20 protein-coding genes and 1 pseudogene are annotated in these 23,591 nt (G+C 60.4%); 9 read left to right on the forward strand and 12 right to left on the reverse strand.

The window, feature by feature from the left end; all coding sequences use genetic code 11:
* The 3 genes from AB4N44_RS22130 (at position 1) to AB4N44_RS22140 (ending at position 4,189) form a co-directional block, all read left to right on the forward strand.
* Positions 1 to 567 carry an RNA polymerase sigma factor gene (locus tag AB4N44_RS22130; protein WP_127925890.1) on the forward strand — a complete coding sequence of 189 codons (567 nt, stop codon included), beginning with the start codon at positions 1 to 3 and terminating at the stop codon, positions 565 to 567.
* Complete coding sequence (locus AB4N44_RS22135) at positions 564 to 1,553, forward strand: FecR family protein (protein ID WP_460107498.1); 990 nt, start codon at positions 564 to 566, stop codon at positions 1,551 to 1,553. Before AB4N44_RS22130 ends, AB4N44_RS22135 begins: the two co-directional genes overlap by 4 nt.
* 206 nt (positions 1,554 to 1,759) lie before the next feature.
* A complete protein-coding gene (locus AB4N44_RS22140; protein ID WP_460107495.1) occupies positions 1,760 to 4,189 on the forward strand; it encodes a TonB-dependent siderophore receptor in 2,430 nt (809 codons plus the stop codon).
* 200 nt (positions 4,190 to 4,389) lie between these two features.
* Here the strand turns inward: AB4N44_RS22140 and AB4N44_RS22145 are convergent, their stop codons facing one another.
* Entirely contained in the window at positions 4,390 to 5,265 is an 876-nt protein-coding gene (locus AB4N44_RS22145; protein WP_460107493.1) for a helix-turn-helix domain-containing protein, read from the reverse strand.
* Between the two features lie 139 nt (positions 5,266 to 5,404).
* Here AB4N44_RS22145 and AB4N44_RS22150 point away from each other — a divergent pair, with 139 nt between their 5' ends.
* Positions 5,405 to 6,307, forward strand: coding sequence for a DMT family transporter (locus tag AB4N44_RS22150; RefSeq protein ID WP_460107490.1), 903 nt, complete (start codon positions 5,405 to 5,407; stop codon positions 6,305 to 6,307).
* 19 nt (positions 6,308 to 6,326) lie between these two features.
* On the opposite strand, the gene AB4N44_RS22155 is transcribed toward AB4N44_RS22150, so the two are convergent.
* The 4 genes from AB4N44_RS22155 to AB4N44_RS22170 all read right to left on the reverse strand — a co-directional run bounded on the left by AB4N44_RS22155 (position 6,327) and on the right by AB4N44_RS22170 (position 10,334).
* Positions 6,327 to 6,836, reverse strand: coding sequence for a DUF2165 family protein (locus AB4N44_RS22155; RefSeq protein ID WP_127925895.1), 510 nt, complete (start codon positions 6,834 to 6,836; stop codon positions 6,327 to 6,329).
* A gap of 147 nt (positions 6,837 to 6,983) precedes the next feature.
* The gene (locus AB4N44_RS22160; RefSeq protein ID WP_460107486.1) at positions 6,984 to 7,958 is read right to left on the reverse strand and encodes a 2-hydroxyacid dehydrogenase; all 975 of its coding nucleotides are present in this window, start codon (positions 7,956 to 7,958) and stop codon (positions 6,984 to 6,986) included.
* 621 nt (positions 7,959 to 8,579) lie between these two features.
* Positions 8,580 to 8,954, reverse strand: a complete 375-nt coding sequence (locus AB4N44_RS22165) for a DUF6124 family protein (protein ID WP_150776262.1) — start codon at positions 8,952 to 8,954, stop codon at positions 8,580 to 8,582.
* 411 nt (positions 8,955 to 9,365) lie between these two features.
* Positions 9,366 to 10,334, reverse strand: a complete 969-nt coding sequence (locus AB4N44_RS22170) for a LysR family transcriptional regulator (protein ID WP_007914118.1) — start codon at positions 10,332 to 10,334, stop codon at positions 9,366 to 9,368.
* A 275-nt stretch (positions 10,335 to 10,609) separates the two neighbouring features.
* Between AB4N44_RS22170 and AB4N44_RS22175 the strand changes: the two genes are divergently transcribed.
* The 4 genes from AB4N44_RS22175 (at position 10,610) to AB4N44_RS22190 (ending at position 15,511) form a co-directional block, all read left to right on the forward strand.
* Complete coding sequence (locus AB4N44_RS22175; RefSeq protein ID WP_460107484.1) at positions 10,610 to 12,109, forward strand: efflux transporter outer membrane subunit; 1,500 nt, start codon at positions 10,610 to 10,612, stop codon at positions 12,107 to 12,109.
* Positions 12,110 to 12,251: 142 nt separating this feature from the next.
* On the forward strand, positions 12,252 to 14,444 hold the full coding sequence (locus tag AB4N44_RS22180) for an FUSC family protein (protein WP_460107482.1): 2,193 nt from the start codon (positions 12,252 to 12,254) through the stop codon (positions 14,442 to 14,444).
* Entirely contained in the window at positions 14,434 to 14,634 is a 201-nt protein-coding gene (locus AB4N44_RS22185) for a DUF1656 domain-containing protein (protein ID WP_007914106.1), read from the forward strand. Before AB4N44_RS22180 ends, AB4N44_RS22185 begins: the two co-directional genes overlap by 11 nt.
* 10 nt (positions 14,635 to 14,644) lie before the next feature.
* Positions 14,645 to 15,511, forward strand: coding sequence for an efflux RND transporter periplasmic adaptor subunit (locus AB4N44_RS22190; RefSeq protein WP_460107481.1), 867 nt, complete (start codon positions 14,645 to 14,647; stop codon positions 15,509 to 15,511).
* Positions 15,512 to 15,631: 120 nt separating this feature from the next.
* On the opposite strand, the pseudogene AB4N44_RS22195 reads toward AB4N44_RS22190, so the two are convergent.
* Positions 15,632 to 16,031, reverse strand: a pseudogene (locus AB4N44_RS22195) (DUF4440 domain-containing protein).
* Entirely contained in the window at positions 16,028 to 17,398 is a 1,371-nt protein-coding gene (locus AB4N44_RS22200) for an MFS transporter (protein ID WP_160038380.1), read from the reverse strand. The pseudogene AB4N44_RS22195 and the gene AB4N44_RS22200 overlap by 4 nt, the downstream one beginning before the upstream one ends.
* Positions 17,399 to 17,507: 109 nt before the next feature.
* Between AB4N44_RS22200 and AB4N44_RS22205 the strand changes: the two genes are divergently transcribed.
* Positions 17,508 to 18,389: a LysR family transcriptional regulator gene (locus AB4N44_RS22205; protein WP_160042466.1), complete on the forward strand. Its 882-nt coding sequence runs from the start codon at positions 17,508 to 17,510 to the stop codon at positions 18,387 to 18,389.
* A gap of 94 nt (positions 18,390 to 18,483) precedes the next feature.
* Here the strand turns inward: AB4N44_RS22205 and AB4N44_RS22210 are convergent, their stop codons facing one another.
* The 5 genes from AB4N44_RS22210 to AB4N44_RS22230 all read right to left on the reverse strand — a co-directional run bounded on the left by AB4N44_RS22210 (position 18,484) and on the right by AB4N44_RS22230 (position 23,589).
* On the reverse strand, positions 18,484 to 19,308 hold the full coding sequence (locus AB4N44_RS22210; protein ID WP_460107478.1) for an SDR family oxidoreductase: 825 nt from the start codon (positions 19,306 to 19,308) through the stop codon (positions 18,484 to 18,486).
* 37 nt (positions 19,309 to 19,345) lie between these two features.
* Positions 19,346 to 19,810 (reverse strand): multidrug transporter, encoded by a 465-nt coding sequence (locus tag AB4N44_RS22215; RefSeq protein ID WP_150776257.1) that lies wholly within the window; start codon positions 19,808 to 19,810, stop codon positions 19,346 to 19,348.
* A gap of 266 nt (positions 19,811 to 20,076) precedes the next feature.
* The gene (locus AB4N44_RS22220) at positions 20,077 to 21,528 is read right to left on the reverse strand and encodes a mannose-1-phosphate guanylyltransferase/mannose-6-phosphate isomerase (protein ID WP_007914094.1); all 1,452 of its coding nucleotides are present in this window, start codon (positions 21,526 to 21,528) and stop codon (positions 20,077 to 20,079) included.
* 214 nt (positions 21,529 to 21,742) lie between these two features.
* The gene (locus AB4N44_RS22225) at positions 21,743 to 22,399 is read right to left on the reverse strand and encodes an alginate O-acetyltransferase AlgF (RefSeq protein ID WP_150749511.1); all 657 of its coding nucleotides are present in this window, start codon (positions 22,397 to 22,399) and stop codon (positions 21,743 to 21,745) included.
* A gap of 14 nt (positions 22,400 to 22,413) precedes the next feature.
* Complete coding sequence (locus AB4N44_RS22230; protein WP_127925908.1) at positions 22,414 to 23,589, reverse strand: alginate O-acetyltransferase; 1,176 nt, start codon at positions 23,587 to 23,589, stop codon at positions 22,414 to 22,416.
* Positions 23,590 to 23,591 lie beyond the last annotated feature (2 nt).

Genomic DNA, 23,591 nt, shown 5'->3' on the forward strand with positions numbered 1-23,591 from the left:
GTGCTGATCGGTCTACCGCCGGAATCCCGCGACGACGAGCCGCGCGGGGCGCGTGCGCATTTTCTCCAGGTTTTTCTGTCTCAGCGTTCGCAAATGGAAGCGCTGGTGAGCCGGCGCGTGGGTTGCCGGGCAACGGCGGCGGATCTGGTTCAGGACCTGTTTTTGCGTTTCTGGCGGCGGCCGCTGGTGCAGGTCGAAGAGCTCAGCACCTATCTTCTGCGCTGCGCCGGCAACATCGCCATCGATCATCTGCGCAGCGAAGGCACACGCACGCGCGTCAACGAAGGCTGGCAACCGGACGCGCCGGACAGCCACGGCAGCGAACCGCAAGCGGCGCTGGAAGCGGGCAATGATCTGCGCCATGTCGAAGCGGCGTTGCGTGCGTTGCCCGAACGCACCCGGCAGATCTTTTTGCTCAATCGCATCCACGGCCGCAAGTACGCGGACATCGCCAAAGCCATGGGCCTGTCCCAAAGTGCCGTGGAAAAACATATGATGCGCGCCCTCGAGGCCTGCAAGGCCAGCCTGCGCGAACCCGCGCCACGCCTGCCAGGGAAAGCACCGTGAAGCCATCCGATTGCACCACCCCGACGCCCGCGCAAGAGCAGGCTGCGTTTGCCTGGCTGAGCCTGTTGCATGACCGGCCGAGCGCCGGCGATCAACTGACCTTCAGTCAATGGCTGCGCGCCGATCCGGCGCATGCCGAAGCGTATGCGCAGGCGCAGGTGATTTGGGAATTGAGCGAAAGCCCGGCGCGCACGCTGGCCGATGAAGAGGCTTTGGCGTTGCAGGGTTATCTCGATGCGATGGATCGCCCGCGCCGTCCGCAGCTTTTGCGTTGGTCGGGGGCGCTGGCGATGGCGGCGTGTCTGTTGCTGATGGTCAGCCTCGGCAGCGGTTGGCAACCGCAACGCTGGATCGATGATCTGGGCGCCGATTATGTTTCGGCGCCCGGAGAGATCCGCACGGTAACGCTGGCCGATCAATCGCAGGTGACGCTGGATGCCGACAGTGCGATTGCCGTGGATTTCAGCCATGGCGAGCGGCATGTTCAGCTGCGTCGTGGTGCCGGATTTTTCACGGTTACGCACACCGGCGAGCCGTTTGTGGTCGAGGCCGAGAAAGGTCAGGCGCGAGTGCTCGGCACGCAGTTCGAAGTGCGACTGCAGCCTCACGGTGCGCAGGTCACGGTGTTGTCCGGGCGCGTTGGCGTGACGGCGGATCGCGACGGCGAACAGCAGATTCTCACCGCTGGTCAGCAGGTTGCTTACGGCGAAGGCACGGCGCAAAAGCTTCACGCGGTGGACAGCGAAGCGCAACTGGCCTGGCGTCAGGGTTGGCTGACTTATTACAAGTCGACGCTGGCCGATGTGGTCGAGGATCTGCGCCGTTATTACCCCGGGCGAATAGTGTTGCTCAACGATGAGCTGGCGGCGCGTAAGGTCAGTGGCAGTTTTCCGAGCAAGGATCCGCAGGCGGTGCTCAGTTCACTGCAAGGGGTGATGGGGTTTGAGCAGCATCAGGTGTTGGGGCATCTGATTATTTTGCGTTGAGGCGGCTAAAGCCATCGCGAGCAGGCTCACTCCTACAGGGGAACGCATTCCAAATGTAGGAGTGAGCCTGCTCGCGATGGCGCCCGATCGAACACCACAAAAAATAATTTTCAAATGTTGGTGAGGTAAACATCTGCCCCATCCGTGTAGTGACTGAAACTGCGAGTCATTCGCATCCGTTGCGGTTCTACACAGGTCATTGAGCAATGAAGTCCAGGGCAAAATCGGGTTCGGTCAAACAGTGGTTAGGCGTGTCGGCACTGAGCTTTTCGGCATTGGCGTTGTTGCCGATGAGCGTGGCGCTCGCCGCTGAAACCGTCAGCAGCCAGGCGCAAAAGCAGTTCAACTTTTCCCTGGCCGCCAAACCACTGCCGCAAGCCTTGAGCGATTTCAGCCGCGTCACCGGGCAGAGCGTGGTCTACACCGACGAAGCGCCTTACGGCCTCACCGCGCCGGCAGTCAATGGCCAGATGAGTGCCGAACAAGCGCTGCAACGTCTGCTCAGTGGCTCCGGCCTGAGTTTCCGCCGCACCGATAGCCACACGCTGGCGCTGGAGCCCAAACCCACCGAAGGCGCGTTGAACCTTGGTGCCACGACCATCACCTCGATGCGCGACGAGTCGATGAGTTATCAGCCGCCGGAAACCAGTTCGGTGATGCGTTCTTCGGCGTCGTTGCAGGAAATCCCGCAGACCGTCAACGTCATCCCGGCGCAAGTGATCCGCGATCAGGCACCACGCAATCTCGATGATGCACTGGCCAATGTCAGCGGCATCACCCAGGGCAATACCTTGGGCAGCACTCAGGATTCGGTGATGACGCGCGGTTTCGGTGACAACCGCAACGGCTCGATCATGCGCGACGGCATGCCGATCGTGCAGGGCCGTGGCATGAACGCCACCGTCGATCGTGTTGAAGTACTCAAAGGCCCGGCCTCGTTGCTCTACGGCATCCAAGACCCGGGTGGCGTGGTCAACATGGTCAGCAAGAAGCCGGAATTGACGCAATACAATGCGCTGACCTTGCGTGGCTCGACTTACGGCGAGGGCAAGAATGGCAGCGGCGGCAGCCTCGACAGCACCGGCCCGTTGGGCGATTCCGGGCTGGCCTATCGCATGGTGCTCGACCACGAAGACGAAGATTACTGGCGCAACTTCGGCACCCATCGTGAAACCCTGATCGCCCCGTCGCTGGCCTGGTTCGGCGAGAGCACCAAGCTGTTGTTCGCCTACGAGCACCGCGAATTTCTCACGCCGTTCGACCGTGGCACGCTGATCGATCCGCGCACCAATCACCCGCTGGATATCTCGCGCAAGGAGCGTCTGGACGAGCCGTTCAACAACATGGAAGGCCGCTCGGACCTGTATCACTTTGAAGCCGACCACGACCTCAATGATGACTGGAAAGCCCACTTCGGTTACAGCTGGAACCGCGAAACCTACGACGCCAGCCAGGTCCGCGTGACCGCCATCGACACCAAAAAGGGCACGCTGACCCGCAGCATGGACGGCACCCAGAACGCGATCAGCACCGACCGGTTCACCACCGCCAGCCTCGAAGGCAAGGTCAACGTGCTGGGCATGCAACATGATCTGGTGTTCGGCGTCGACGACGAGTACCGCAAGATCTACCGCGCTGACCTGATCCGCCAGAAAAGCCTGACCACGTTCAGCTACCTCAATCCGGTGTATGGCCGCGAAGTCGCCGGCACGACCGTCAGCGCCCCCGACAGTGCGCAGACCGATGAACTGCGCAGCGATTCGGTGTTCATGCAGGACTCGATTCACCTCAATGACCAGTGGATTCTGGTCGCCGGCGGGCGCTTCCAGGAGTACGACCAGTACGCCGGCAAAGGCGTGCCGTTCAAGGCCAACACCGACAGCAACGGCCAGAAGTTCGTCCCGCGCGCAGGTCTGGTGTATCGCTACACCGACGCCTTGTCGTTTTACGGCAGCTACACCGAATCGTTCAAACCCAACTCGACCATCGCCCCGCTGAGCGGCAGCAGCACCGTGCTCGACGGCAGCATCGCGCCGGAAGAAGCCAAGTCATGGGAGCTCGGCGCGCGGCTGGATATGCCGGGGCGCGTCACTGGCAACATTGCGTTGTTCGACATCAAGAAACGCAACGTGCTGGTGGCCAATTCCGAAGGCCCGACGACGATTTACAGCGCGGCTGGCGAGGTGCGTTCGCGCGGTCTGGAAATGGACTTGACCGGCCAACTGACTGACCGTTGGAGCATGATCGGCAGCTACGCTTACACCGATGCCGAAGTGACCGAAGACCCGGATTACAAAGGCAAGCGCCTGCAAAACGTGGCGAAGAATTCCGGCTCACTGTCGGCGGTGTATGACTTCGGCAGCGTGATCGGCGGCGACCAGTTGCGCGTCGGCGCTGGAGCGCGTTATGTCGGTGAACGTGCGGGTAACGCGGTGAACGATTTTGATCTGCCGAGCTATACCGTGGCCGATGCGTTTGCCACTTACGACACCAAAGTCGAAGGGCAGAAGGTCAAGTTTCAGCTCAATGTGAAGAACCTGTTTGACCGCACGTATTACACCTCGGCGGCGAGCCGGTTCTTTGTGTCGATGGGCGATTCGCGGCAGGTTTCGCTGTCCAGCACTTTGGAGTTTTAAGGCAAGATCAGAAGCCCCTCACCCTAACCCTCTCCCCGAGGGAGAGGGGACTGACCGTGGGATATTGGAGAGCTCCGCCGACGTGATCGATCTTTACCGAATCCATAATCGATTCGGTGTTTCAGGTCGACGTATAGCGCCAGACAGCTCGGTCGGCTCCCTCTCCCTCCGGGAGAGGGCTGGGGTGAGGGGAAAAGGGCTCAACGCAAAAACGCCTGCCGATACTCGCCCGGCGTCCCCCCCAAAACCTGCTTGAACCGATTGGTGAAATGACTCGCGCTGGCAAACCCGCACGCCAGCGCAATCTCACCCAACGGCAACGCCGTCCCGCGCAACAACTCCCGTGCCCGGCTCAAGCGCCGCGCCAGCACGTATTGATGCGGCGGTAAGCCGAAACTCGTCCGGAACATCCGCGCAAAGTGGTATTCCGATAACGCACACAACCCGGCCAGTTGACCGAGGCTGATCGGCTCGGCCAACTGAGTGTCGATGAACTCCACCAATTGCCGCCGCTGGTGTGGCGCCAATCCACCCTTCAAACGCAAACCCTGACGCGCACCCACCTGGCTGAGCAAGGTGTGGCTGATCAGTTCATGGGCGAGGCTGCTGGTCAGCAAGCGTTCGGCGGGTTCGTCCCAGTTCAGGCTCAGCAACTGCCGAAAGCGCTGCGCCTGTTGCGGGTCTTCGAGAAAGGTTTGCTCGCGCAGCTGCATTTCCCGTGGTTCGCGATCCAGCAGCGTGACGCAACCGAGGGCGAACTGTTCGGCGCTGAAATACAAGTGTGCGAGACGGATATCGCCGTTGATCACCCAGCCCGACTCATGATCGGCGGGCAGGATGCATAGCTTGTCTGGCCCGCCTTTTTGTCCGGGTTGCCCGCGCCGAAAGGTGCCGGTGCCACCGGCGATGTAACAGGACAACGTGTGGTGGCTCGGCGCTGCGTATTCCTGCGCATCGTGGTGGTTGGTCCACAAAGCCGCAGACAAGCCGTCACCGAGCTCGGCGCTGTGCACAAGGCGTGCGTTCGGCGAGCTGTTCAACGCTTGAAAGACTTGCAAGGTATCGATGGCGGCCATGAGCGGTTCTCTTCAACGCCTTGCATCCTACTCCGTAGACGCCGAGCTGCCAGCCTGCCACCCGACAAAAGCGCAAGAATCTGCAAGCGCGCAACGCCCGCCCGGGCAGACACTCAAGGCCTATCGAGGAGTGTGTGCCATGAACCTGTCGTTGTATTTGCTGACCGTGCTGATCTGGGGCACGACGTGGATTGCCCTGAAATGGCAACTGGGCGTGGTAGCGATTCCCGTATCGATCGTCTATCGCTTCGGCCTCGCCGCGCTGGTGCTGTTTGCGCTGTTGCTGCTCAGCCGTCGCCTGCAACCGATGAACCGCCGTGGGCATCTGATCTGCGTGGCGCAGGGGTTGTGTCTGTTCTGCGTCAACTTCATGTGCTTCCTGGCCGCCAGTCAGTGGATTCCCAGCGGTCTGGTCGCGGTGGTGTTTTCTACCGCAACACTGTGGAACGCGCTGAATGCACGAGTGTTCTTCGGTCAACGTATCGCGCGCAATGTGCTGATGGGCGGTGCGCTGGGGCTGTTCGGGTTGGGCATGTTGTTCTGGCCGGAACTGGCCGGGCATCAGGCCAGCCCGCAAACCTTGCTCGGTCTCGGCCTGGCGTTGTGCGGCACGTTGTGTTTCTCGGCGGGCAACATGCTCTCGAGTCTGCAGCAGAAAGCGGGTCTCAAGCCGCTGACCACCAACGCCTGGGGCATGGCCTACGGCGCGGCGATGCTGTCGGTGTGGTGTCTGGTCAAGGGTATTCCGTTCGACATGGATTGGAGCCCGCGTTACGTCGGTGCGCTGCTGTATCTGGTCATCCCGGGCTCAGTGATCGGTTTCACTGCGTATCTGACGCTGGTCGGACGCATGGGCCCGGAGCGCGCGGCTTACTGCACCGTGCTGTTCCCGGTTGTGGCGCTGAACGTCTCGGCATTTGCTGAGGGTTATCAGTGGACAGCGCCGGCGCTGGTCGGACTGGTGTTAGTGATGCTGGGCAACGTATTGGTGTTTCGTAAACCGAAAGCGGTGGTGGCGCCGGTACAGGGAAAGCTGGCTTGAAATAAACGAGCGCTGAACTTCAGCGCTCGACTTTCAATGTGATGTAAATCATTACCGGGAAGATGAAGTCAACGATATGTCGCGCCCAGTCCTTGGCATTCCATGATTGCGAAGTGTCCATGTCAAACCATTCCACACCCACGGTTTGCAGGCACACGTAATAAATGAAAATGGCTGCCAATATGCCCATGATCGAGAACTTTTTTGCCTCGTGGAATATCTCTGCGGAAGCATCGATGTGGCGATATAACTGATAGGTGCCTATCAGGCACAGCACGGTATACGTGACTTCCAGCGTGATGATGAACCAGTAGATCCGGTGATGGATCATCGGTGATTCAATGGCCCGGTACTTGATGGTTTCACTGGCGGTGGTGGTGTCCATACTCAGGATATGAGCGACGTAGGTGTAGTTTGAGTTGTAGTCGGTAAAGTTGTGGATCATCACCAGCACGCCAAAGAAGCTGATGTAAGCCATCAATATGACTTTGCTGTAACGAATGAGCTTGTCGGTTGTCAGGGTGTTCAAGGTATTGGCTCTCCATAGCGTTTGTCGATTATTCGACAGGCAGGCAGAGCTTATAATGCTGTTGTTTAACTGGCTTTGTTGTTCAATTTCAAGTTGTGTAAGGCATAACTAACGGGCAAGTGCGATAGCGCACTTGCCCGTGTTTTTTTATCCGCGCCAGACTTGCGGGTTGACCAGATCCTGCGGGCGTTCGCCGAGCAGGGCGCTGCGCAGGTTGGCCAGTGCACGATTGGCCATGGCTTCACGGGTTTCATTCGTCGCGGAGCCGATGTGCGGCAGAGTCACGGCATTGCTGAGCTGGAACAGCGGCGACTCGGCCAGCGGTTCTTTTTCGTACACATCAAGGCCGGCGCCACGAATGCGCTTGGTTTGCAGGGCTTCGATCAGGGCCGGTTCATCGACCACCGGGCCACGCGATATGTTCACCAAAATGGCGTCGGGTTTCATCAGCGCCAGTTCGCGATGGCTGATCAGATGGCGGGTCTTGTCGCTGAGCGGCACCACTAGGCAGACGAAATCGGCTTCGGCGAGCAGTTGATCGAGGCTGCGAAATTGCGCGCCGAGTTCCTGCTCCAGTTCGGTTTTGCGGCTGTTGCCACTGTAGATGATCGGCATGTTGAAGCCGAAGCGGCCACGGCGGGCGACGGCGGCGCCGATGTTGCCCATGCCGACAATGCCGAGGGTTTTACCGTGGACGTCACAGCCGAACAAGGGCGCGCCGACGCTGGCTTGCCATTGGCCGGCCTTGGTCCAGGCATCGAGTTCGGCGACGCGGCGGGCGCTGCTCATGATCAGGGCGAAGGCGAGGTCGGCGGTGCTTTCGGTGAGCACATCCGGGGTGTTGGTGAGCATGATCCCGCGTTCGTTGAAGTAGTCGAGGTCGTAGTTGTCGTAGCCGACGGAGACACTTGAGACCACTTCGAGTTTTGTTGCGGTTTCGAGTTGGGCCTGGCCGAGTTTGCGGCCGACGCCGATGAGGCCGTGGGCGTGGGGCAGGGCTTCGTTGAATTGGGCGTTGATGTCACCGTTCTTTGGGTTGGGGACGATGACGTCGAACTCTTGCTGCAGGCGTTCGATCATGGGCGGGGTGATGCGGCTGAAGGCCAGGACAGTTTTTTTCATCGTTTTTGGCTCTTGTTCGGGCTTGATACCAAGCACGCTAACATTTCTGGCTTGGGGTTGTCTTGGCGGCCTCTGGGCCGACCAGGTTTTGGGTGGTGTTGGGTGTATATCCGTTTTTTGGGTGATGGCGGCTTAGGGTTTCGCCCTTACGGCGACTCACTTTTTTGACAAACGCCTCAAAAAAGTAAGCAAAAAAACGCTTGCTCCTACGTGCGGCCCGCTCGCTGGGGCTCGGGGTTCCTTCGCTGCGGGATCGATCCGGGCGCAGCGTCTCCGGTTTGCTTCGCTGCACCTCCTCTCGCTGTGTTTGGCTGCGCCAAACGGTCGCTGCGCTCCCACGCCCGGATCAATCCCTCCACTCAGCCTTCCGACGTCGCCCGTGGATCAAGATCAAGAGCAGGCGAGCTGGCACTCGGCCTATTGAGTGGTGAAGAGCACGGGAGGCGGCTTGGGATTTGTGTTGGAGCGGCCCCTCACCCCAGCCCTCTCCCGAGGGAGAGGGGTGATTTTGCTTTGCTTTTCAAAGCCAGAGTTCGACTCGATATTGCACGTCGGCGTACCTCCTCCAAACACCACGGTCAGTCCCCTCTCCCTTTGGGAGAGGGTTAGGGTGAGGGGCTTTTAGCTGTGGGCCGGGGATTGCGGGATTTCGTGGTTATCCAGCACGCGGTTCACGGCCAGTTCGGCGAGCATGATGATCTGCTGAATCGCCAGAATCGTGCGCCGTTGCGGCAGGTCGATGTAGGCGGCGATGTCGCTGGTCATGAGGCTGGCCTGTGCCAGTGATTCGCAGGCGTGGACCAGCAGGCTTTCGCTGTCCTGATCAGGGGCGACCTGGAACATGGTGCTGGGTTTGTGGAAGCGCAGGGTGAGGGCGTTGGGTTTGAGGTAGTGGTCGAGGGCGCGCTCGGCGGCTTCGTGGAATTTCTTTGAGCCGGGAAATTCGTAAGGAGTGGTGTTCTCCGCTTCGGGCGGATTGGGCGTTGGTTTGAACATAGGAAACATACTCGTGGCAAGTTGAGTTGAAGCTGCCACTTTTCGTTTTCCAGGCGAAAGGGTGGCAGCTGTACGCAGACTGGAAAAACCGGTCAACTTGCCAAAACCGGCAGGCCCAAGGGCCTCCCGCGTACAGCCGCCATAACATTGCGAGCAGAAAAAGCGCCGCAGTATGCCATGAGCTTTGGTAGTTGAAATCGGGTTTTCCAGACCCGGTCGCTGATTCGTCAGCGACACCCAAATCCTAGCCACCGCACTTCCGACGGACAACCGTCACAACCTGTCGGAAACATCCGCGAAATCCCCATTCTGTAGGAGCTGCCGTAGGCTGCGATCTTTTGATTTTTAAACAGCAAGATCAAAAGATCGCAGCCTGCGGCAGCTCCTACAGGTTTCGTGGTGTGTTGAAAATCAGTTGGCGACGCGCGCGCCGGCGAGGCTGCCACTTAACTCATAGGCGGCCAATTCGGCTTGATGCGCCGCAAGAATCTCTGGCAACGATCCACGCAAATACTCGACCCACGTCTTGATCTTGGCATCCAGATATTGCCGCGACGGGTAGATCGCATACAGGTTCAGCTCTTGCGAGCGGTAGTTCGGCATGACCCGCACCAGTGTGCCGTTACGCAAACCTTCGATCGCCGCATACACCGGCAACACGCCCACGCCCATGCCGCTGGTGATCGCGGTTTTCATCGCGTCGGCGGAGTTCACCAGAAACGGTGAGCTGTTGATGGTGACCATTTCCTGGCCTTCCGGGCCGTCGAAGGCCCACTTCTCCAACGGAATCACCGGGCTGACCAGACGCAGGCAGGCGTGGTTGAGCAGGTCGCTGGGTTTTTGCGCGGCGCCGTTGGCTTTCACGTAGGCGGGGGATGCGCAGACGATGCTGTAGGTGATGCCCAGCCGTTGCGAGACGAAACCCGAGTCCGGCAATTCGCTGGCGAGCACGATGGACACGTCGTAGCCCTCGTCGAGCAGGTCCGGCACGCGGTTGGCCAGGGTCAGGTCGAAGGTGACGTCGGGGTGAGTCTTGCGGTAGCGGGCGATGGCGTCGATAACGAAGTGCTGGCCGATGCCGGTCATGGTGTGCACTTTCAATTGCCCGGCCGGGCGCGCGTGGGCGTCGCTGGCTTCGGCTTCGGCCTCTTCGACGTAGGCCAGAATCTGTTCGCAGCGCAGCAGGTAGCGTTTGCCCGCTTCGGTCAGGGCGATGCGCCGCGTGGTGCGGTTGAGCAAGCGGGTTTGCAGGTGGGCTTCCAGGTTGGAGACCGCGCGCGAGACGTTGGCGGTGGTGGTGTCGAGTTGCACGGCGGCGGCGGTGAAGCTGCCGGCTTCGGCGACACAACTGAAGGCGCGCATGTTTTGCAAAGTGTCCATGGGGTGCTCTCAAGGGAGATGGCAAATTGTGACACGAAGTTTCCGGGGCGAGACCCCCGACTTAGGGATTATCTCGTTAACCGTAACAAAGATTCACAGAAATCCCAGCTTATCGCCGTACAGGGCCTTCCATAGAATTGCGCCGAACCCTGTAGGAGCTGCCGAAGGCTGCGATCTTTTGATTTTGTTTTAAGGGAATCAAGATCAAAAGATCGCAGCCTTCGGCAGCTCCTGCACGGGTCTTCGATCTACCCCTCTCTCAGGAATTCGCAGCTGTGCCGCGTCGCATCAACAGAGCGCTTTTGCCGCTCAGTGTTCTGGCTTTTACCCTGGGTCTTGGCGGCTGCATCTCAACCGAAGGAATTGCCCCGCAGGGCAAGGCATTGGAAGCCAATTCACTGGCCACCGACGACGCCATCGCCCATGCCGCCCGTGACGCCAATTGGCCCACCGCGCAATGGTGGCAAGCCTACGGCGACCCGCAACTCAATCGCTGGATCGACCTCGCCGTGCAAGGCAGTCCGACCATGGCCATTGCTGCTGCGCGAGTGCGTCAAGCCAAAGCCATGGCCGGTGTCGCCGAAGCCGCCGAGTCGTTGCAGATCAACGGCGAGTCGACCCTCAAACGCCACAACTGGCCGACCGATCAGTTCTATGGCCCGGGCGAGCTGGCCAACACCACCACTTGGGACAACAACGCCGCACTGGGCTTCAGCTACGCCCTCGACCTCTGGGGCCGTGAAAGCAACGCCAGCGAACGTGCGGTGGATCTTGCGCACATGAGCGCGGCCGAGGCGCGATTGGCGCAGCTCGAATTGCAGAACAACATTGTTCGCGCCTACATCGAACTGTCGCTGCATTACGCCCAGCGCGACATCGTCGCGGCGACGCTCAAACAGCAACAGCAGATTCTCGATCTGGCGCAGAAGCGTTTGAACGGCGGTATCGGCACGCATTTCGAAGTCAGTCAGGCTGAAACGCCGTTGCCGGAAACCCATCGGCAAATCGATGCGCTGGATGAAGAAATTGCCCTGAGCCGCAACCAGATCGCCGCACTCGCCGGTAAAGGGCCGGGGGCGGGCGCGCAGTTGCAGCGCCCAACATTGTCCCTCGGTGCTGCGCTGAAGCTGCCGTCGGCATTGCCCGCCGAACTGCTCGGCCAGCGTCCGGATGTGGTTGCCAGTCGCTGGCAGGTCGCGGCGCAGGCGCGTGGTATCGATGTGGCGCACGCCGGTTTTTACCCCAACGTCGATCTGGTTGGCAGTCTCGGTTACATGGCCACCGGCGGTGGCGCGCTGGAGTTTTTGACCGGCAAGAAACTCAATTACAACGTCGGGCCGGCGATCTCGCTGCCGATCTTTGACGGCGGGCGTTTGCGCTCCGAATTGGGCGAGGCTTCCGCCGGTTATGACATCGCTGTGGCGCACTACAACCAGACGCTGGTGAATGCGCTGAAGAATATCTCCGACCAGTTGATCCGCCGCGAGTCGATGGACAAGCAGCAAGGTTTTGCCGCCGAGTCGGTGGCCACGGCGCAGAAGACCTACGACATCGCGATGATCGCTTACCAGCGCGGCCTCACCGATTACCTCAACGTGCTCAATGCACAGACCTTGCTGTTCAAGCAGCAGCAAGTGCAGCAGCAGGTGCAGGCGGCGCGGTTGAGTGCGCATGCGGAACTGGTGACTGCGCTGGGCGGTGGCCTCGGTGCCGGCAACGACGTGCCGACGGCCGAGAAAACCCAAGCGCCGAAAACCCCGGCACTCCTGCGTTGAACACACAACCCAATGTGGGAGCGAGCCTGCTCGCGAAAGCGGTTGATCAGTCGACATCAACGTTGAATATGAAAACGCATTCGCGAGCAGGCTCGCTCCCACAGGTTCTGCGACCAGACCGAATCTCATTGAGCACATTTGAATGACTCCCTTGCCCGCACCTCTGCGCTGGCTCTACGCCCTGGAATGGCGCCGTGGTTTCTTCGACTGGGCGCGCAGCGATGGCGTGACCTGGGTCTACATCTTCAAGGTGTTGATCGCCGCATTCCTGACCCTGTGGCTGGCCATGCGTTTGGAATTGCCGCAACCGCGCACGGCGATGATCACCGTGTTCATCGTCATGCAGCCGCAGAGCGGCCAGGTGTTCGCCAAGAGTTTCTATCGCTTCCTTGGCACATTGGCCGGGTCGGCGATGATGGTCACGCTGATTGCGTTATTCGCGCAAAACACTGAGCTTTTTCTCGGCTCGCTGGCGATCTGGGTCGGCATCTGCTCGGCCGGTGCCGCACGTTGTCGCAACTTCCGCGCCTACGGTTTCGTCCTCGCCGGTTACACCGCCGCGATGGTCGGGCTGCCGGCGCTGGCGCACCCGGACGGCGCATTTATGGCAGCGGTGTGGCGGGTGCTGGAAATCTCGCTGGGGATTCTCTGCTCGACCCTGATCAGCGCCGCGATCCTGCCGCAAACCGCCAGCGCCGCCATGCGTAATGCCTTGTATCAGCGCTTCGGTGTGTTCGCTTTATTCGTCACCGATGGCCTGCGCGGGCGCAGCAAAGCCGAGTCTTTCGAGGCGAGCAACGTGCGTTTTATCGCCGAAGCCGTGGGCCTCGAAGGCTTGCGCAGTGTCACCGTGTTTGAAGACCCGCACATGCGTCGGCGCAACGGTCGCCTGAGCCGTTTGAACAGCGAATTCATGGGCATCACCACGCGGTTCAACGCTTTGCATCAGTTGCTTGAACGCTTGCGTGGCAATGGCGAAGAACATGTGGTCGCGGCGATCAGACCGGGCCTGCAGGATCTCGCCGAAGTGCTCGACGGCTTCAGTGGTCGCGCCCTGACCAGCCCCGATGCCGCGCGCTTGGCGACAGCGCTGGCGAGCTACAAGGAAGGCCTGCCGGCACGCGTGCGCAGCCTGCGCGCTATCTTCCAGGAAACCGAGCCGAGCGACGCCGAGCAACTGGATTTCCACACCGCGTACGAATTGCTCTACCGCTTCGTCGACGATCTGCACAGTTATGCACAGACCCATGCATCCTTGGCCGATCACCGCCACGAACGCGAGCGCTGGGACGAACCGTTCACCCCGCAGACCAATTGGTGGGCAGCCGCTGCGTCGGGCATTCGCGCTTCGTTCATTCTCATCGTGCTGGGCAGTTACTGGGTCGCCACTGCATGGCCAAGCGGCGCGACGATGACCCTGATTGCGGCCGCCACCGTGGGCCTTTCGGCCGCTACGCCGAACCCGAAGCGCATGGCTTTCCAGATGGCGTGCGGCACGTTTCTCGGTGCCCTGATCGGCTTCGTCGAGATGTTTTTCATCTTCCCGTGGATCGACGGTTTCCCGCTGCTGTGCGTGATGCTCGCACCGGTGATCGTCCTCGGCTCGTTCCTCACCTCGCGGCCGCAGTACGCCGGGGTCGGCCTCGGTCTGCTGATCTTCTTCAGCACCGGTTCGGTGCCGGACAACCTGACCATTTACAACCCTTACACCTTCATCAACGACTACATCGCCATGGTCATGGGCATGCTGGTCTGTGCCGCTGCCGGGGCGATTATTCTGCCGCCGAACAGTCGCTGGTTGTGGAAGCGCCTGGAGCAGGATCTGCGTGGTCAAGTGGTCTATGCGATCAGCGGCAAACTCAAAGGTCTGGCCTCGAGTTTCGAGAGCCGTACCCGCGATTTGCTGCACCAGGCCTACGGTCTCGCGGCCGGTCAACCGAAGGTGCAGAAGAACCTGCTGCGCTGGATGTTCGTGGTACTGGAAGTCGGCCACGCGATCATCGAGTTGCGCAAGGAGCAGGCGATCCTGCCGGTGCACCCGGCCTATGCCGAATCGCAGCCATGGCGGCAGGCAATCCGCGTGATGGGCCGCGCGCTGGTGCGACTGTTTCTGCAACCGAACTCCAGCAATCTCGAACGCGCACTGGTCGCGGTCGACCATGCGATCAGTCGCGTAGCGGCCACTGACGAACCGTTCGCCCCACACTTCGACACCTCGGCGTTGCGCCGGGTGAAGAGCTATCTGCACTTCATCCGTACCTCGCTGCTCGACCCGCAATCACCGCTTGCTGCCTACGCCATCGCCAAGCCCGAAGGACTTGCCCATGCCTCGTGAAATCGCCTTCCACGGCGTGTACATGCCGACCATGACTTTGATGTTTTTCATCGCTGCGGCGCTGGCCTGGGCGGTGGATCGATTTCTGTCCGGGTTCGACCTGTACCGCTTTTTCTGGCACCCGGCGCTGCTGCGTCTGAGTCTGTTTACCTGTCTGTTCGGCGCCATGGCGCTGACTGTCTACCGTTGAGAACGATCTGATGAAAAAGTTTTTCAGCCTGCTCGCGACCCTGCTGGTGCTGGCCTTGGCGTTGTGGATCGGCCGCACGTTGTGGGAGCACTACATGAACACGCCGTGGACCCGCGATGGCCGCGTGCGTGCCGACATCATCAACGTCGCCGCCGACGTCACCGGTGAAGTGGTAGATGTGCCGGTGCGCGACAACCAACTGGTGAAGAAGGGTGATTTGCTTATGCAGATCGACCCAGAGCACTACCGCATCGCGGTCAAGCAGGCGCAGTCGCTGGTGGCTTCGCGCAAGTCGACGTGGGAGATGCGCAAGGTCAACGCCCACCGCCGCGCCGACCTCGACAACCTGGTGATCTCCAAGGAAAACCGCGACGACGCCAGCAACATCGCCGACGCCGCGCTGGCCGATTACCAACACGCCCAAGCGCAACTGGAAGCCGCTGAACTCAACCTCAAACGCACCGAAGTGCGCGCGGCGGTCGACGGTTATGTGACCAACCTCAACGTGCATCGCGGTGACTACGCACGCATCGGCGAGGCGAAAATGGCCGTGGTCGACATGAACTCGTTCTGGGTTTACGGCTTCTTCGAAGAGACCAAATTGCCCCACGTTAAAGTCGGTGACCAAGCCGACATGCAGTTGATGAGCGGCGAAGTGCTCAAGGGCCATGTGGAAAGCATCTCGCGCGGCATTTATGACCGCGATAATCCGGAAAGCCGCGAGCTGATTGCAGATGTGAACCCGACCTTCAACTGGGTGCGCCTGGCGCAACGGGTGCCGGTGCGCATTCATATTGATGAAGTGCCGGAAGGTGTGCTGCTGGCGGCGGGGATTACCTGCACGGTGGTGGTGAATCAGAGCGCAGTGGACAACTGACAGACCGTGTCGCTCCTTTCGCGAGCAGGCTCGCTCCCACAGAGGTCATGCATTTCAAATGTGGGAGCGAGCCTGCTCGCGAATGGGGCGACTCGGTATTTCCAGACTGATAACGAGCAATCACTCAGCGCAAAACGTCTCCTGCAAATGCAGCCAGAACACTCGCCCGGATTCGAGTTTTTCAAACACCACCGTCGAGCGCCGATCCGTGTGTGCACCGCTCGCATCGCTCTGCTGTTCGCGGTAACTCACGGTCGCGCCGCGCTGATGCAGGGCAATCACGCGTAACTCACTGAGCTGGATTCTGAAACCTTTCTTCTGCCCGCCTGCGGCTCGGAACAGCAGGCGCAAGGCATCGATATCCAGCGCCTCGGCCCAACGGCGTCACCATGGAGAAACGCGGTGAAAAACGCGCCAGCAATCGCTGCAGCGCGGCGTCATCTTCTTCGACGGCAAACCATCGTTCGATGGCTTCGTGCGCCTGGATCACTTCGTCCAGGTAGGGCGTGGCGTCATTCATGCGGTTTTTTCCTCAAGGGCAGGTGGGTTTAATAGTGCGAGCACGTGGGTCGAGTCGAAACGCAGGACGGCGACCATTGGCAACAGGGTCAGCAGCGCGGCGGCGATAAAGCAGGCACTGAAACCGTCACCACCCAACGCGCCCAGCAGTGAGCTGAGCAGCGCCGCCGCGAGGCAGAAACCGAGTTGGCGATTGATGTTCCACAGGGCACTGGAGTGGCCCATTTTTTCTGGCGTAATGCCGACGAACGCCAAGCTCTGCGCGGTGACGCTGCACAGGCTGCCGCCCAACCCCATCAGGGCGTAGGCGATGATCAGCGGTGTGCTCGCCGGTTGTTCGATGCGCATCAGCAGAACAATACCCAGGCATTGCAGGAGCATGCCGACGCTGAGCAATGGCTTGGGGCCGATGCGGTTGAAACTGCGTTTGCCAAGCATGATCGCCACGCCCGAACCGACGGCCCACGGCAGCATCAGCGCTCCGGTTTGTGCTGCGCCGACGCCGAGGTTGTGCAGGTACAGCACGGCAATCATGTGAGTGCCGGTAAAAACTCCCGGCACGCACAGGTAGATCAACATCGCCAGACGCAACGACGGGTGCTTGATCAGTTGCAGGTCGAGGATCGCGCCGGGTTTGCGCCAGCCATCGCGCAGGTAAAGGCCCAGGATCAGGAGGCTGAGTATCAGCACAATGATGCCGAGTGCTCGGGTGCTGGCGTCGCTTACCAGGCTGACGGCGATCAACAACAAACTCAGTGCCGACGCCGCCAGCAACAGGCCACGGGCGTCCAGCGTCGGGCGCTCATGCAAGGGCTGATCGGCTTTCAACCAGAACAGGCCGAGCCCGAATGCGAGCAGTGTCAGCGGCAGATTCAGGTAGAAAATCCAGCGCCACGACAGCGTCTGAACGATCAGTCCACCGGTCGCCGGCGACAGTGCCGGCACCAGCAGCGCCACCAGCAACACCACACCGGTGAAGTGCGCGCGTTGCGTCGCCGGAAACTGTCGATACGCCAGGGCTTGGCCCACCGGCAGCAGCAGTCCGCCACCGAGCCCCTGCAGGAGTCGCCAGGCAATCAGGCTTTCAATCGATCCCGCTTGCGCCACCAGTGCCGAACCGACGCCGAACAACAGCAGCGACGCGAGGATCAGCCGGCGCTCGCCAACCCGTGTCGCCAGCCATACGCTCAGCGGAATGATCAGTGTCAGGCCAAGCATGTAGGCGTTGCTGATCCACGCCAGTTGCGTCACCGAGGCGTGCAGTTGTTGAGCGATGTCGGGGTAAGCGATGCTGGCGACGAACATGTTCAGCAGGTCGAGCGCGAAGCCCAACAAATACACCAGCGCGACTTTCGAGCGATAAGCCATGGCAGCTTCCCTGTAGTAAGACGTGCAGGGTAGGGCGCTTCTGGTCATAGGAAAACGCTGGTTTGGCTGCTAGTTTGTCAAAATTATTTTGACAAGGAGTGCCGTGGATATGGTCAGCCTGGATCGTTTTGACACCTTCAAAGCCGTGGTCGAGGCCGGTTCGCTGACCGCTGCCGCCGATACGCTGGGGCAAACGCGCGCGGTGGTCAGCTTCAACCTCAAACGCCTGGAGGAAGAACTGGGCGTGACCTTGCTCACGCGCAACACCCGGCAACTGGCGCTGACCGATGCCGGTGAACGCTTTTATCGACGCTGCCTGCGCACGCTGGATGAGGCACGGCTGGCGATCGAAGAGGCGCGTTCCGAACACGCACAACTCAAAGGCACACTGCGCATCACCACGACTGTCGAGTTTGCCTTGGCTCAGGTGGTGCCGGCGCTGGAGGTGTTTCGCCAGCAGCAACCGCAACTGAACATTCATTTGTCGACGTCTTCGACCCATGCCGATCTGATTTCCGAGCGCTTTGACATGGCGATTCGGCTGGGGCGCATGCACGACTCCAATCTGCGTGCGGTGCAGTTGTCGACGTTCGAAATATTTGCCGTGGCGGCACCAGGGTTGGTCGAGCGCTTTGCACCGGTGGTCACGCTGGCCACGCTGGAGTCGATGCCGACGTTAGGGCATGGACGAGTGCCGGAAATGACCATAACCGACCCGCACGGCGTGGAGCATTTCTACCAGCCAAAACCGGGAACCACTGCCATCGTCGCGGATAACTCGGCGACGCTTCGGGCGTTTGCGTTGACCGGGCAAGGCGTGGCAATTTTGCCGCAATGGCTGATTCAGGACGATCTTGATGCGGGGCGGTTACAGCGTTTGCTGGTGGATTACCGGTTTGCGCCGCAAGGGGTGTATGCGCTGTACCCGGACACCCGGCATTTGCCGCTGAAAGTGCGGGCGTTCATTGATTTCATGAAGGGCTGGGGATGAGTGTTGGCTGATCTGGCCTCTTCGCGAGCAGGCTCGCTCCCACACTGAGAGCCAATGTGGGAGCGAGCCTGCTCGCGAAAGCGTCAACCCGGTCTCAGAGCTTTGCGCGCAATCCGAACCGCTTCATCAACGTCGATTCGAGCAAGCCCTTGGGCAACAACGCCGCCAACAACGGCAACGCCCGGCTGCCGTTACCAATGCGGATCAACCGCGGCGGTTTGCTCTGCTCTACAGCCTTCAACAATACAGCCGCAAACTCACTGGCCGGCGTCGGTTTGTCCTGCGACGCCTTGGCCCGTGCCCGGATGCCTTCACGCAGTGGAAACCACGGTGATTGTTCATTGATCAACTGCTCGGCTTCATGCCCGGCGTTCTTGGCAAAACTCGATTGAATCGCCCCCGGTTGAACCTCCATGACGCGTACACCAAACGGCGCGAGTTCCATGCGCAAGGCATCACTCAACGCGTGCACGGCTGCTTTCGAGGCGCAGTAAGCACCGGCAAACGGCGTGACCAGCACACCGGACACACTGCCGATATTCACCACCAGACCCTTGGCCCGGCGCAGCACCGGAAACAACGCACGAGTGACGCCGACAATCGAAAACACATTGGTCTCGAACTGGCGCTGCATCGCCGGTACACCGCCGTCGAGCAGCGGCCCCATGGCGCCGTAACCGGCGTTGTTGATCAGCACATCGAGACCGCCGTGTTGCTGGTTGATCCGCTCGCCGAGTTGCTCCAGCGCCGCATTGTCGTTGACGTCGAGTTGCACGGCGGTGAACCCGGCTGACGCCAGCAAAGCGACATCTTCAGCCTTGCGCGCACTGGCCCAGACTTCGAAACCAGCGGCTTTGAACGCATCGGCGAGGGCACGACCGATGCCGCTGGAACAACCGGTAATCAACGCAACAGGCATGGCGCATTCCTTGTGCAAAAAATGGGGGGAGGGGGGATCAGTCGGAGAAACTACCCTGCAAGCGCTCGGCGCGAAACTCCAGGGTTTGCGGGCGATAACCGGGGCGCAGCGGTGGCAGGGGCAGGCAGTCTTCCCATTCACCGCCGGCCTGCAATTCGCCGGGGCCGCGATAGCGCGGGGCGGTGTATTGGTTGTCGGCCAGATTGACCGTGTCGCCCGGCGCATAGGCGGCGATGCGCCAGCGCAGTTCGGTCAGGGGAACGTCGTTGCCGTTTTTCATTTTCAGTTGCAACGGACGATCGGCCGGGCATTGCTCCGGTGCATAGCTGATACGCATCTCAAGGCGCGCCAGTTGTTTGATCTCGCGGTTGTCCAGCCACACCACCCACATGGCGACAAAACCCAGGCCAATCGCCGCCGCCACCGAGACCGGCAAGGCCTTGGCCGGGTAGCGCAACAGCAGGATCAACCAGGTGATGACCAGCAGAATGCCGATGAACATGCGCACAACCTCGAGGAGGGAGAGGGTCATCCTACCTAAGCGTAGGTGAGGTTGGCGATGGGCATCGGGACTTGCGGTGTCTGACCGGGCCTCTTCGCGAGCAGGCTCGCTCCCACTTTTGGAATGCGGACAACTGTGGGAGCGAGCCTGCTCGCGAAGAGGCCGGTTCAGACGACACAGACTTCGAACAAAAAAAGCCCCCGCCCAACCCGCTGCGGATAGGGGACGCAGCGGGCTGGACGAGGGCTTCTTGTTTTATCGATCAGTTATTGCGCGATGGTTTTCACCGACACGCCACGTTCGATCGGGGTGGAGCGACCGTAGATATCTTCGAAGCGTTCGATATCGTCTTCACCCAAGTACGAACCCGACTGAACTTCGATGATTTCCAGCGGGATCTTGCCCGGGTTGCGCAGGCGGTGCACCGAGGCGATCGGGATGTAGGTCGACTGGTTTTCGCAGAGCAGGAACACGTTTTCATCGCAGGTCACTTCGGCCGTGCCGCTGACCACGATCCAGTGTTCGGCGCGGTGGTGGTGCATCTGCAGCGACAGGCATGCGCCCGGTTTCACCGAGATGTGCTTGACCTGGAAGCGCCCGCCCATGTCCACCGAGTCATACGAACCCCACGGACGGTAAACCTCGCAGTGGTTCTGGGTTTCGCTGCGGCCCTGCTCGTTGAGGGTGTTGACCATCTGCTTGACGCCCTGAACCTTGTCTTTGTGGGCGATCATCATGGCGTCTTTGGTTTCGACCACGACGATGTTTTCCAGACCGATCACCGACACCAGTTTGCCGTTGCCGTGGATCATGCAGTTCTTGCTGTCCTGAATCACCACATCGCCCTTGGTGACGTTGCCGTTGGCGTCTTTCTCGTTGACTTCCCACAGCGACGACCAGCAACCGACATCGCTCCAGCCGGCGGTCAGCGGCACGACGCAGGCGCGCTGGGTTTTTTCCATGACGGAGTAGTCGATGGAATTGTCCGGGCAGCAGGCGAAGGTGGCTTCGTCGAAGGTGATGGTGTCAGCGTCCTGCTGGCTGCGCTCGAGGGTCAGCAGGCAGGTGTCGTAGATGTCCGGATCGTGTTTTTTCAGTTCTTCGAGGAAGCGGCTGGCGCGGAACAGGAACATGCCGCTGTTCCAGTAGTAGCCGCCGGATTCGACGTACTCGGTGGCACGTTTGACGTCAGGTTTTTCGACGAAGTGCGAAACGCGGCTGACGCCTTCGGGCAACAGCGAATCGCCGGTGGATTTGATGTAGCCGTAACCGGTTTCCGGTTTGGTCGCCGGTACGCCGAACAGGACCATTTCGCCGTTTTCGGCAGCGACGGTGGCCAGGGCCAGAGCGCGTTGCAGGGCTTTCTGGTCTTCCAGCACGTGGTCGGCCGGCAGCACCAGCATCAGCTCATCGCGACCTTCATTGACCAGCATCATCGCGGTCAGCGCTACGGCTGGCGCAGTGTTGCGGCCGAACGGTTCCATCAGGATGCGCTGACATTCCAGTTTGCGATTGGCCAACTGCTCGTTGACGATGAAGCGGTGATCCTTGTTGCAGACCACGATCGGGGTGTCCATGCCTTCGAACACCAGGCGCTCGAGGGTCTGCTGGAACAGGGTGTGTTCGCCGGTCAGGGCGAGGAATTGCTTAGGGAACTGCTTACGCGAAAGCGGCCAGAGACGCGAACCGCTACCACCTGACAAGATCACCGGAATCATATTGTTTACTCCATAAAATCGATTGGTTAGAGGCACGAACGCTGTGTCGTTTCACTCTTGTTTTTGTCTCGTATCCGAACTGACAACCCGGTCAAGGGTGGGAGCGAGCCTGCTCGCGAAAGCGGCGTATCAGTCGACATTGATGTTGGATGTCAGACCGTATTCGCGAGCAGGCTCGCTCCCACATGGGGCAATGCGTCAGTTCGGGAAATTGTTAGCGAGTCGATACCGGGCGTTTCACCCAGACTGGCGACAGGCTGCTGCCGCTGCCGGTGACGTACAGCACTGCTGCTTCACCACGCTCCAGGGCGACCGGCTTCACGTCGCCGACTTTCTTGTCACCTTGGTACAGCGCGAGGCTGACTTTCACCGGGTTGATTTCACGTTCGCCACGGCCCTTGGCGGCCACGTTAGGCACCACGTCGGTCTTGCCGTCAGCAGTCTTCAGGGTCAGCGGTTTGTCGCTGAGGTTCTGCACGCGCACCAGGGATTTCTGCTTGTTCTTGAACGGCGGCTCTTCGATCAGTTGCGGCGCGCCGGAAGCGTTGTTGACCAGGGTGTAGTAGTGGTCACCGGCGAGTTTCACCGGCAGCGTCTGGCTGCCGACCTTGGCGCTGTAATCACCGCCCGGCATGAAGCTGAAGTCGCTGCTGGCCAGTGGCGCAACGTCGCTCAGGTTAGTGCTGCCGACAGTGGCGCTGACTTCAGCGTTGCTGGCGTTGTAGACACGCACGAAGGTCGAGCCTTTCGGTGCAGTCGGGCCATAAAGTGCGGCGTCGCCACCGGCAAAGGCTGGGACGGAAAGCACGCTGAGGCCAGCAACCAGAGCGAAGCTTTTAGCGAGACGACGAGGAGTAGTAGTGAAAGTCATGGTGTACCTCTCTTTCAGTTTTGCGCCCGATCGGGCGTCTCGGATTTAGTGTTGATTGCTACGTTTTGTTGGCGTGCGCCGGCTTGTTTAAGCTCTGCGACCCACTGCGGGTCGGCGTCGCCGATTTCGTTGTTCACAGGCAGATAACGTTCAGGAAACTCCCAGATCAGCACCTGTGGCGGGCTGTTCTTGAAGTCATCGCTTTTCAGGTAGCTGAGCATCGGCAGGATCGGCCCGTGGCCGTCTTCGGCGTAGCTCACCACGTCGCTGTGCAGCGCTTGTTTCAGCGCACCGACGAAGTTCCAGTTGGGGTTGGCGCTGTAGCTGGTGCCGACCAGTGCCACCGGCACTTCATTGCTGGCGAACAGCGCGTCATCACCAGCAGGCTGATCGCCGGCTGCGACGGTGTTGCGCTTTTGCAGTGGCTCTTGCGCCGGCATCAGGTTTTCAAACAGCGGATCGAGCGGCAGGAACAAGCGCAGGTCGCCCTTGTGCGTGACCTTCTCCGCCGGCGTGGTAACGAAGCGTTGTGGCTCGCCGCTGAGCGGGAACTTGTCGGCGATGGTTTTCGCCAGGGTGTTGGCTGCAATCTCGGCGCCTTCCGGCGTCCAGTGGGTGTCGGTGCGCAGGAACACTTGCTGACCGTTCTGCTTGGCCTGTTGCAATGGCTTGAGCAGGTCCGGGGCGAGGATCTTGTCGGCCGCAACACGGGCGTGGAAATCCTCATAAAGGTTTTCGTGAATGCTCGCCGGTTTCACTTCACCCAGATGTTCCGGGTACAAACGAACCTTGGCCGGCACGATCGCCATCACCAGTTTCACGCCTTTGTCTTTGAGGGTCTGGCGCACGCCTTCGACCAGCGCGTAGTTGCCTTGCAGGTTCAGCTCTTCGTTGACGATCGGGTTGAATTCCTCATCGCTGTACAACCACTGATCGCGACCGAGCACCACGCCCGGACGACCTTCGTTGAACAGTTTGAAATCCAGCGCGGCCCAGAGGTTGGTGCCCAGACGCTTGATCGGGAATTCTTCGTCGTAATGAGTTTCCACAGCCTTGGTCCAGCGGCCGTTGAGCACCGTCGCATCGGCGTTGGTGCTGAAGCCGAAGAAGCTGCGAACCGACCACAGACCGAGGACCAACAGGGTCACCAGGAACAGGGCGATGTAGAAGATGCGTAATGAGCGGGTCATGT

It is taken from the genome of Pseudomonas sp. S3_C06 (assembly GCF_054667675.1).

What these genes read in the sequence shown, in the direction of transcription:
- AB4N44_RS22220 (WP_007914094.1), bottom strand. Translation starts at nt 21,528, where the DNA reads ATGATTCCGGTGATCTTGTCAGGTGGTAGCGGTTCGCGTCTCTGGCCG.
- AB4N44_RS22145 (WP_460107493.1), bottom strand. Translation starts at nt 5,265, where the DNA reads ATGGCCGCCATCGATACCTTGCAAGTCTTTCAAGCGTTGAACAGCTCG.
- AB4N44_RS22180 (WP_460107482.1), top strand. Translation starts at nt 12,252, where the DNA reads ATGACTCCCTTGCCCGCACCTCTGCGCTGGCTCTACGCCCTGGAATGG.
- AB4N44_RS22185 (WP_007914106.1), top strand. Translation starts at nt 14,434, where the DNA reads ATGCCTCGTGAAATCGCCTTCCACGGCGTGTACATGCCGACCATGACT.
- AB4N44_RS22210 (WP_460107478.1), bottom strand. Translation starts at nt 19,308, where the DNA reads ATGCCTGTTGCGTTGATTACCGGTTGTTCCAGCGGCATCGGTCGTGCC.
- AB4N44_RS22170 (WP_007914118.1), bottom strand. Translation starts at nt 10,334, where the DNA reads ATGGACACTTTGCAAAACATGCGCGCCTTCAGTTGTGTCGCCGAAGCC.
- AB4N44_RS22225 (WP_150749511.1), bottom strand. Translation starts at nt 22,399, where the DNA reads ATGACTTTCACTACTACTCCTCGTCGTCTCGCTAAAAGCTTCGCTCTG.
- AB4N44_RS22190 (WP_460107481.1), top strand. Translation starts at nt 14,645, where the DNA reads ATGAAAAAGTTTTTCAGCCTGCTCGCGACCCTGCTGGTGCTGGCCTTG.
- AB4N44_RS22200 (WP_160038380.1), bottom strand. Translation starts at nt 17,398, where the DNA reads ATGGCTTATCGCTCGAAAGTCGCGCTGGTGTATTTGTTGGGCTTCGCG.
- AB4N44_RS22215 (WP_150776257.1), bottom strand. Translation starts at nt 19,810, where the DNA reads ATGTTCATCGGCATTCTGCTGGTCATCACCTGGTTGATCCTGCTGTTG.
- AB4N44_RS22140 (WP_460107495.1), top strand. Translation starts at nt 1,760, where the DNA reads ATGAAGTCCAGGGCAAAATCGGGTTCGGTCAAACAGTGGTTAGGCGTG.
- AB4N44_RS22165 (WP_150776262.1), bottom strand. Translation starts at nt 8,954, where the DNA reads ATGTTCAAACCAACGCCCAATCCGCCCGAAGCGGAGAACACCACTCCT.
- AB4N44_RS22160 (WP_460107486.1), bottom strand. Translation starts at nt 7,958, where the DNA reads ATGAAAAAAACTGTCCTGGCCTTCAGCCGCATCACCCCGCCCATGATC.
- AB4N44_RS22205 (WP_160042466.1), top strand. Translation starts at nt 17,508, where the DNA reads ATGGTCAGCCTGGATCGTTTTGACACCTTCAAAGCCGTGGTCGAGGCC.
- AB4N44_RS22230 (WP_127925908.1), bottom strand. Translation starts at nt 23,589, where the DNA reads ATGACCCGCTCATTACGCATCTTCTACATCGCCCTGTTCCTGGTGACC.
- AB4N44_RS22150 (WP_460107490.1), top strand. Translation starts at nt 5,405, where the DNA reads ATGAACCTGTCGTTGTATTTGCTGACCGTGCTGATCTGGGGCACGACG.